Annotated in this window: 8 protein-coding genes and 1 pseudogene; 7 read left to right on the top strand and 2 right to left on the bottom strand. The window is 42.7% G+C overall.

The window, feature by feature from the left end:
* The first annotated feature begins 91 nt into the window (after positions 1-91).
* From AC075J_RS01460 to AC075J_RS01435, 6 genes are all read left to right on the top strand, one after another.
* Positions 92-673, top strand: a complete 582-nt coding sequence (locus AC075J_RS01460) for a TerD family protein (RefSeq protein ID WP_008705354.1) — start codon at positions 92-94, stop codon at positions 671-673.
* Between the two features lie 97 nt (positions 674-770).
* A complete protein-coding gene (locus AC075J_RS01455; protein ID WP_008705353.1) occupies positions 771-1,352 on the top strand; it encodes a TerD family protein in 582 nt (193 codons plus the stop codon).
* Between the two features lie 27 nt (positions 1,353-1,379).
* Complete coding sequence (locus AC075J_RS01450; protein WP_008705352.1) at positions 1,380-1,988, top strand: TerD family protein; 609 nt, start codon at positions 1,380-1,382, stop codon at positions 1,986-1,988.
* A gap of 104 nt (positions 1,989-2,092) precedes the next feature.
* Entirely contained in the window at positions 2,093-4,312 is a 2,220-nt protein-coding gene (locus tag AC075J_RS01445) for a cation-translocating P-type ATPase (RefSeq protein WP_476389880.1), read from the top strand.
* Positions 4,269-4,730 (top strand): cation-translocating P-type ATPase C-terminal domain-containing protein, encoded by a 462-nt coding sequence (locus AC075J_RS01440; RefSeq protein WP_476389879.1) that lies wholly within the window; start codon positions 4,269-4,271, stop codon positions 4,728-4,730. Before AC075J_RS01445 ends, AC075J_RS01440 begins: the two co-directional genes overlap by 44 nt.
* Before the next feature lie 77 nt (positions 4,731-4,807).
* Positions 4,808-5,593, top strand: a complete 786-nt coding sequence (locus AC075J_RS01435) for an HAD hydrolase family protein (protein WP_055200183.1) — start codon at positions 4,808-4,810, stop codon at positions 5,591-5,593.
* 53 nt (positions 5,594-5,646) lie between these two features.
* Here the strand turns inward: AC075J_RS01435 and AC075J_RS01430 are convergent.
* Positions 5,647-5,772: pseudogene (locus tag AC075J_RS01430) on the bottom strand (AIM24 family protein); the annotation flags it as partial.
* A gap of 9 nt (positions 5,773-5,781) precedes the next feature.
* On the bottom strand, positions 5,782-7,542 hold the full coding sequence (locus tag AC075J_RS01425; protein ID WP_055200315.1) for a DUF885 domain-containing protein: 1,761 nt from the start codon (positions 7,540-7,542) through the stop codon (positions 5,782-5,784).
* Between the two features lie 280 nt (positions 7,543-7,822).
* On the opposite strand from AC075J_RS01425, the gene AC075J_RS01420 reads away from it, so the two are divergent.
* The gene (locus AC075J_RS01420; protein WP_055200181.1) at positions 7,823-8,536 is read left to right on the top strand and encodes a C40 family peptidase; all 714 of its coding nucleotides are present in this window, start codon (positions 7,823-7,825) and stop codon (positions 8,534-8,536) included.
* The last annotated feature ends 335 nt before the right edge of the window (positions 8,537-8,871 follow it).

Here is an 8,871-nt window from a genome sequence, read left to right as displayed (position 1 = left end):
GTCTGGAGGCAATCAAACAGGATTTTAACAAACAATACAATGTGCCACCGGTAAGAAAATAAAAACACAGAAAAAAGGGAGGATGAATGATATGCCTATTAATTTATCAAAAGGACAGAAGGTAGATTTAACAAAGAAGAATCCGGGACTTAAGAAGATCATGGTAGGACTTGGCTGGGATGTAAACGCTTTTGATTCAGGTTCGGATTTTGACCTGGATGCAGCAGCATTTATGCTTGGTGCCAACGGAAAATGCCCTACAGAGAAAGAATTCATTTTCTATGGCAATCTGAAGCATGTCAGTGAATCAGTCATCCACATGGGAGATAACCTTACCGGTGAGGGTGAAGGTGATGATGAGCAGATCATGATCGATCTGTCAAAGGTTCCGGCGAATATTGAGAGAATTGCGTTTACAGTTACCATTTATGATGCAGAAGCAAGACGTCAGAACTTCGGACAGGTTTCAAACTCTTACATCCGTCTGGTAGATGAATCCAATGAGGTGGAACTGATCCATTATGATCTTGGGGAGGACTTCTCCATTGAAACAGCAGTAGTTGTAGGAGAACTTTACAGACATAACGGAGAGTGGAAGTTTAATGCCATCGGAAGCGGATTCCAAGGTGGACTTGCAGCGCTCTGCGGTCATTATGGTATTGAAGTAGCGTAATGTAAGAGACAGTCGGCTGTTTGGTAAAAATACTAAACAGTTATCAGGTATGGAGCTGTATAGCGAAGCGGATAAGACAATATGGGAGGAAAAATATATGCCAGTTAGTTTAAAAAAAGGACAGAAGGTCAGTCTTACAAAAGGTAACCCGGGACTTAAGAATGTAGTTGTAGGTATCGGATGGGATATCAATGCTTTTGACACAGGCGGAGATTTCGATCTGGATGCAGCAGCGTTCTGTCTGACAGATTCCGGAAGGGTTTCTGATTCGAACGATTTTGTATTCTATGGAAATCTTGTACATCCGTCCGGAGCAGTCCAGCATATGGGAGACAACCTTACAGGTGCCGGAGACGGAGATGATGAGCAGATTAAGATCGATCTGTCAAAGATTCCTGCCAATATCACAAAGATTGCATTTACAGTTACCATCTATGATGCAGAGGCAAGACGCCAGAATTTCGGACAGGTTTCTAATGCCTTTGTGAGAATCTTCAATGAAGTGACAGGAGAAGAAATTCTCAGATATGATCTTGGAGAAGATTTCTCTATTGAAACAGCAGTTGTATTTGGTGAACTGTACAAGAATGGTGACGAATGGAAATTTAATGCCATTGGAAGTGGTTATCAGGGTGGTCTGGCTGCTTTGTGCAACAGTTATGGTGTAGACGTAGAATAGTGCCGGAGGGCAACAGGAGGGACGAAAATGTCAGTAAGCTTACAGAAAGGACAGAAGGTAAATCTGTCAAAGGAGCATGCAGGATTAGCAAAGGTGATCGTGGGACTTGGCTGGGATGAGGCAAAGCCATCCGGCGGTGGTGGATTGTTTGGTGCATTATTTGGTTCTTCATCACATCAGGCAATCGACTGCGACGCTTCTGCAATCATGTTGAAAAATGGTAAATTTACAGATAAAACAGACCTGGTATATTTCGGCAACCTGAAACATAAATCCGGGACAGTCAATCATATGGGAGACAATCTTACAGGAGCAGGCGAGGGAGATGATGAGCAGATCGTTATTGATCTGTCAAGAGTTCCGGCTGAATATGATAAGATTGTCATTGTTGTCAATATCTATCAGGCAGTAAAGAGAAAACAGCATTTTGGAATGATCCAGAATGCATTTATCCGTCTGGTTGATGCCAGAAACAATAAAGAAATGTGCAAATATAATTTAACTGAGAATTATTCAGGTATGACTGCGATGATTTTTGGGGAAATATACAGGTATAACGGTGAATGGAAATTCAACGCCGTAGGAAATGGCACAACAGATCCCGGACTTGGGGAACTCTGCCAGAGATTTGTGTGAAAATAAAAAGAGGAGCTGTTATGGTTCCTCTTTTTATATAAAATCCGGTAACTGTCTGTCCATGATTGAACAGTTGCAAAACCCGAAAGAGGAGGTTGATTATTATGAATGAAATAAACAAAGAGGAGCGAATGCAGGGCCTGTCCGGACAGCAGGTCAGCGAGAGCAAGGCGAAGTACGGCACCAATGAGCTGGCGAAGAAAGAGACTGAATCACTCTGGTCCATGTTCATCGGCGCATTTGATGACATCTGGATCAAGGTATTATGTGCGGCTCTGGCTCTTAAAGTTATCCTGGCTGTGCTGGGAATCTTTGTCCCTGCATTATCCGGCGGAAATGATGTTGTGGAGATCATCAGTATTGTGATCGCAATCGCACTTGCTACCGGTTTCAGTACCCTGTCAGAGTACAGAAATACTTCAAGAAGTGAGGCGCTTCAGGAAGAATACAGCAAGACCTATGCCAAAGTTGTAAGAGACGGAAAGCTGGTCAATATTCTTACCAGTGAAATCGTTAAAGGTGATACGATCCTTATCCAGGCAGGAGATAAGGTTCCGGCAGATGGTCTGTTATTTGAAGGTAAGATCAAAGTATCTCAGGCGGCATTAAACGGTGAATCAAGAGATGAGAACAAAGCAGCAGTAACCAATATGGACGAGGCAGAATCTACGGATTACTCTTCACAGGGAAAAGTCTTTATGGGTTCGGTTGTGACTTCAGGCGAAGGTTACATGATCGCAACTGTTATCGGAGACAGTTCTGAATTAGGAAAGATAAACAAAGCTCTGACAGATACCTCCGAGGAAGAAGAGCGAAAAGATACTTCCAGCCTGAAGCTGGAGGGTGTGGCAGCAGGTATCGGTAAACTGGGTGTGTCAGCTGCAGCGATCGCGGGTATCCTTCATGTTGTCCTGACTCTGATCAGGGCAGATCAGGCAATCACTGTTGTTTCCGTTCTCCTTGTAATAGCGGAAGCAGTTATGCTTATGGCTTCTATCGTGATCATGGCAGTTCCGGAGGGACTCCCGATGATGAACAGTCTGGTTCAGTCAATGAATACAGAGTCCATGTATAAAAAGAATATCCTTGTCAGCCACAAGGCGGCATTTTCAGATTCTGCTTACATGAACGTGCTGTTCAGTGATAAAACCGGAACGATCACACAGGGTAACCTGTCACTGGTAGAATTTATCACAGGTAACGGTGAGATTGTTGATTCCATCCAGAGCAGGGAGTTTATAGAAGCTATCACTCTGAATAACCTTGCAAAGATTTCCTCAGAAGGAAAGGCAATCGGAAGTAACAACATGGACAGAGCACTGCTCTCTTATGCCATTGATCATGGTTATAATGATTATGACAATGATCCGGAGAAGGTAGAAGAGATCAGCGGATTTGATTCCGAGAAGAAATGTGCCACTGTAAAACTGAAAAACGGACTTGTTTACTGGAAGGGTGCTACAGAGAATATCATTGATAAAGTAACACATTACATGCTTCCGGACGGGGAAGAAAGAGAGTTTACAAAGGCAGATAAAGATAAAGTAGAAGAACAGATGCATGCACAGGCAAAGAGAACCATGAAGCTTCTCTCCGTAGCGAAAATCAGCGATGGAAAGACTGTTCTTATGGCAGTTCTGTGTCTGCGTGATAATGTCAGAACAGATGCGGTTGAGACTGTTCAGATTCTCAATGATGCAGGAATCCAGGTAGTTATGGTTACCGGTGATGCAGAGGAAACTGCAGTAGCCATTGCAAAAGAGGCAGGTATTCTTGCAGATGAGAAGAAGGACGTGGTTCTTACCCATGAAGAAATGGAGAAATTATCAGATGAAGAGCTGAAGAAAGTTCTCCCGAACCTGAGAGTGGTAAGCCGCGCGAAACCGCTTGATAAGAAAAGACTGGTATCTCTTTCACAGCAGATTGATAATGTCTGTGGTATGACCGGTGACGGTGTGAACGATGCTCCCGCATTAAAACAGGCAGACATTGGTTTTGCAATGGGAGATGGTACAGCAGTTGCACAGGAGGCAGGAGATGTTGTTATCCTTAATAACAGTCTGACTTCCATTAAAGACTGTGTGCTTAACAGCAGGACTATGGCGAAATCTGTTGGAAAATTCCTCATTTTCCAGCTTACTGTAAATATCAGTACTCTGTTAATGAATATCATTGCACCGATCCTGGGATGGACAGAGCCGTTTTCCATTGTCCAGATCCTTTGGATCAACCTGATCATGGATACATTGGCTGCCATGGCGTTTGGTGGAGAACCTATTCTTGAGCAGATATATGAAAGATCAGCCGGCAAAGAGAACAGATAATATTCTGACTCCGTACATCAAGTCAGCGATCGGAGTAAGTGCAATATTTATTACCCTTGGTTCTATCCTGATACTTGAGAATATCGGCGGCATTACCAGTTGGGTAATCCCTGCGGGCTGTGCAGATCCGGAGCTTTATGAGAAAACATTTATGTTTGCGTTCTTCATTTATGCGATTATCTTTAACAGTCTGAATACCAGATCTGAGAAGTTTAATCTGTTTGAGCATATCGGGGAGAATAAGAACTTCGTACTGGTAATGGGAGCAATCTTTGTTCTTCAGACCATTATCATTGAAATCGGCGGAAAAGTATTTAACACAACTCTGCTTGAGCCAAAGGCATTACTGGTATCCATGGTACTTGCAGTACTTATTATACCGGTAGATATTATCAGAAAAGCAATCATGAGCAGGTAAACAATACGTATGAAATAATAATTATGGGGCTGTCGCAGGTAATAACAGTGTGGCAGTCCCATTTTTGGAGGAAGCGAATGAATGGCATTTTATGCGCGGACATGGACAATACCATAATATATTCGTATAAGCGCAATATCGGTGAAAATAAATTAAATGTTGAGTTATATAATGGAAGAGAAATCTCATTTATTTCTGAAAAAACGCATGATCTGTTGAAAAAAGTAAGTGAGAAGATGACTATCATACCAACATCCACAAGGACGGAAGAACAGTATAAACGTATTGATCTGGATATAGGAATCGTACCCTATGCCCTTGTCTGTAATGGAGGAGTACTGCTGGTAAATGGTAAGCGTGACAGAGAGTGGTATCTGGAGTCGCTGCAAATGATCCAGAACAGCAGACCGGAAATGGAAAAAGCGCAGCAGATTCTTGCCGGGGATTCCAGACGAAAGTTTGAGCTGAGATTTCTAGATGAGCTTTTTATTTTTACAAAATGTGAAAAGCCAGAGGAAGTGGTTGAAGATCTGCAGGCAAAACTGACTACGAAGCTGGTGGACGTATTTCATAATGGAGAGAAGGTATATGTTGTTCCTGTAAATCTGAGTAAGGGAATGGCTGTGAGAAGACTTCGAAAGAGGTTGCAGCCTGCATATATCATAGCAGCCGGAGACAGCGAATTCGATGTTTCCATGGTGGAAGAAAGCGACCTGGGATTAGTTCCGGCCGGATTTAAAAAGATTTACGGTAATGGTAGCGACAGATTCAAAGAGACAGTGATGGAAATGGAGGCAGGAAGACTGTTTTCGGAAACATTACTTGAGAAATGTTTGGTTTTATATTTTAAAGAGCCGGACTGACTGCAATTCTATAAAATATTGCAGTCAGTTCGGCTCTTTGTTATATCAGGCTGTTAATCCATACTGACGCGGATTCCGCTCTGACGTTCAGATGGCTGAATGATAACCGTAACATTATCTCCTCCATGCCACTCAAACTGATAAGACTCTCCGGAAGTCTGGCCGATGAAAGTTTTCCAGTAATTCGTTTATTTCATGTATTTTTCCAGAACCGGAAACTGTACAGGTCCGATGTCCAGAATCCGGCGGTGAAATTCTTTCAGGTCGAAATCATCTCCAAGTCTTTTCTGACAGACTGTTTTCAAGTCAAGGAAATTCAGATATCCCCAATAGTATTTCAGATAGTTACCGGGAGTTTCCACAATATACTGATAGATTTCGGCAGCAGTAGAAGCATTGTTGATGCCAAATGCTTTCAGAAAGACAGCAGTGCGGGCTGCATCCCAGCCCCTGTAATGAATGCCGATATCGATCAGGGAGTAAATGCACAGATTCATACTCCTGTTTAACCAGGCAAGCCGGACAGCATTTTTGGCAGAATCCGGATCCTTCATGAGGGAGGCGGCATATTCATAGCCGTAGGATTCCACGTAGGTTGCCCAGCCTTCCACGTAACCGGAGGAGGTGACCAGATATCTGATGTTAGAGGGATTGTTTTCGGCAAAAGAAACTGTCTGGTAAAGATGGCCGGGAAATCCTTCATGTGCCAGTGTGCCGAAAAGTTCCAGAGAAGAGGTACGTCCGGAATCGTTGATATAGATTACGTTGGGGGTTCGGGTATCCACAGGCGGCGTGAGGTAAAAAGCAGGACTTAAGAATTTTTTCATGGAAGGATGAACGGTGCGGAGTTCGTAAGAGGCATCTTTCAGTTCCGGGAAATCTTTTTTCATCAATTCCGGAAGCTTCTCAAGCATCTGAGTCGGTGTCAGCGTAAGTTCACCGGAACATTGATTCAGCCTGTCGATCAGGGAGGAATTCTGTTTCAGCAGGGAAGATATCTCCCGATAGTCGGACAAAAGCTGAGCTGACAGTCTTTTTTCAATTTGTCCGACAGGTACATAGGTTCCTGTCTGGCTTTGCAGCAGGTAGAGGTAATATTCACGCCCACCCTCAAAAAATGCCAGGCCCCGGCTGCTTTTGCCTGTACCGCGAAGACTTTCCAGACTGTCTGCCAGTTCCTGATAAGCAGGGATCACTTCGGTTAAGATCAGTTTATGATGATATGTACAGAGTTTTTTCTGATCTTCGCTGCTAAATGCAGGGTTGGAGAAAGCTTTCAGTTTCTGCGCGAAAATATCATCCATGTAGTTGGAATCAGGATTCGCGACAAAAGAATGACATTGTTTCAGGATACGGTCCAGAGTTGTGTCGCTCATGAAAAGCCCTGACTGGGATTTCTGCTTTTCCAGTTTTATAATACTTTGAAAATATGGCCTGACGGTACTCAGAAGTTTCAGATAATCAGAGATATCTTCTTTTGTCCGGAAAGTATATTCCGCCAGAAGAATGGGAAGTTGTGCCTGCACACCCAGGCCTGGTCCCAGCGGCTCATCCAGGGCGCTGTTTTTTCCAAGGGAGGCTCTGGTGTGAAAATAGAGAAGAAGCATATCACAGGTAAGCCGGTTTTCTTCGGAGAGCTTGGAATAGGCAAAGGATTTCAGCTCTTTCTCATATTCCTGACAGAGACTGGTGGTCTTAGCCGGGTCAGAAAGTGCAGTTCCAAGAGTTGCCTCGGGCTTTCTGATACCTTTTTTTTCAGGGTGTGCAAGAGTGTAGTGAAGGGTGAGGGTATTGCTGCATACTTCGGACCGGAATAATTTTTCCGTAAAGGTCTGAAAACGGGAGTTTTCAGAAACAAAGTGGTCGGAGAGAACACCCATGCTGATGCCAATGGCAAAGACCAGACACAGGCTGAGGATTCTTTTAGGGATATTTTTATAAATACGCATATCCACCTCGGAATCTGCTTTTTACTATCTTATTGAAGGAAGGCATGAAGTATGCTTTCGGTAACATCATTACTGTTCACACACCATTATCCCGCGAGGTGTTTTGGCATAAATATGCCAAAATCCTGAGACATACAAGCCAAAATTCATTCCAAATGCTCGTCACACTTTTTTCATTTGACAAAATTGGGATGTTATGTTAACATACACAAATGCGTAACAAAACGTAATAAAAATGTAATAATTTTACAACGATGTATAACAGGAGTTGATTAGTAAAATGAATAATAAAATAAAGACAATTTTGATGGCAGCAATTATGAGCTCTGTGGTTCTGACACAGGGGGTATGTGTAAGCGCAGCACAGTTTGATGATGGCGCATCAGCGTTTTCTGATGGAACAGGAAGTGTAAGTGCTCTGGCAAGTACACTGGCGAAGCAGACAGAGGAACAGACACAGGAGTTTGTTGCGAAAGAAGAGGAAGCAGCTCAGATTCGTGAAGAACGAAGAGTAGAGAAAGCGGAAAAGGCTTCTGAGAAGGCAGAGCAGGAAAAAACAGCCGCGCTGGAGAGTATTCAGCAGACAGTTGAGGATACAAAGAAAAAAATTGCCGAAGAAGCAGAAGCGAAACGTCTGGCAAAGAGACAGGAAGTGGTAAACTTTGCGCTGCAGTTTGAAGGAAATCCTTATGTTTATGGCGGAACAAGTCTTACAAACGGTGCAGACTGCTCAGGATTTGTAATGTCTGTATTTGCCAATTTCGGTTACAGTCTTCCACGTGTGGCTGCAGCGCAGTGTGATGCCTCCACAAAGAAAGATATCAGCCAGCTTGAGCCGGGAGATCTGGTATTCTACGGAAACGGATATATTGATCATGTGGCACTTTATATCGGAGATGGAAAGATTATTCATGCCAGTAATGCTGCTACAGGAATCAAGATTTCCGATTATGATTATGAGAAGCCGGCAGCTGTAGGTACGTTCATGGAATAGCTGTAACGCCTAAAATTATATGATTCGACAAATTGCACAAAGAATGTCGAGAGGTGGGAAAAGTGGATAAAGTCATACACACTCTATCCACATACCCGGTTATTGAAAAATCCCGTAAATTAAAGTTATACACAAAGTTATCCACATTATCCACATTTTATGTATGTGGAATACTCGATTTACATAAGGAAAAAAGAAACAGATGTTTTGTGTAAAATGATAAATCGACATTTTTGGACGAAAAAATCCACAAATCTATTGACTTTTTTATATTCTAAAAAACATATAATATTGTACAAAAAATACAAAATATAACAATATATATAAAAATAATC

The organism is Blautia sp. ZXY-1-C6 (genome assembly GCF_056339875.1).
The sequence above is the reverse complement of the archived record's forward strand: the minus strand, read 5'-3'. Positions and strand labels throughout refer to the sequence as shown.

What these genes read in the sequence shown, in the direction of transcription:
- AC075J_RS01460 (WP_008705354.1), top strand. Translation starts at nt 92, where the DNA reads ATGCCTATTAATTTATCAAAAGGACAGAAGGTAGATTTAACAAAGAAG.
- AC075J_RS01455 (WP_008705353.1), top strand. Translation starts at nt 771, where the DNA reads ATGCCAGTTAGTTTAAAAAAAGGACAGAAGGTCAGTCTTACAAAAGGT.
- AC075J_RS01450 (WP_008705352.1), top strand. Translation starts at nt 1,380, where the DNA reads ATGTCAGTAAGCTTACAGAAAGGACAGAAGGTAAATCTGTCAAAGGAG.
- AC075J_RS01445 (WP_476389880.1), top strand. Translation starts at nt 2,093, where the DNA reads ATGAATGAAATAAACAAAGAGGAGCGAATGCAGGGCCTGTCCGGACAG.
- AC075J_RS01435 (WP_055200183.1), top strand. Translation starts at nt 4,808, where the DNA reads ATGAATGGCATTTTATGCGCGGACATGGACAATACCATAATATATTCG.
- AC075J_RS01425 (WP_055200315.1), bottom strand. Translation starts at nt 7,542, where the DNA reads ATGCGTATTTATAAAAATATCCCTAAAAGAATCCTCAGCCTGTGTCTG.
- AC075J_RS01420 (WP_055200181.1), top strand. Translation starts at nt 7,823, where the DNA reads ATGAATAATAAAATAAAGACAATTTTGATGGCAGCAATTATGAGCTCT.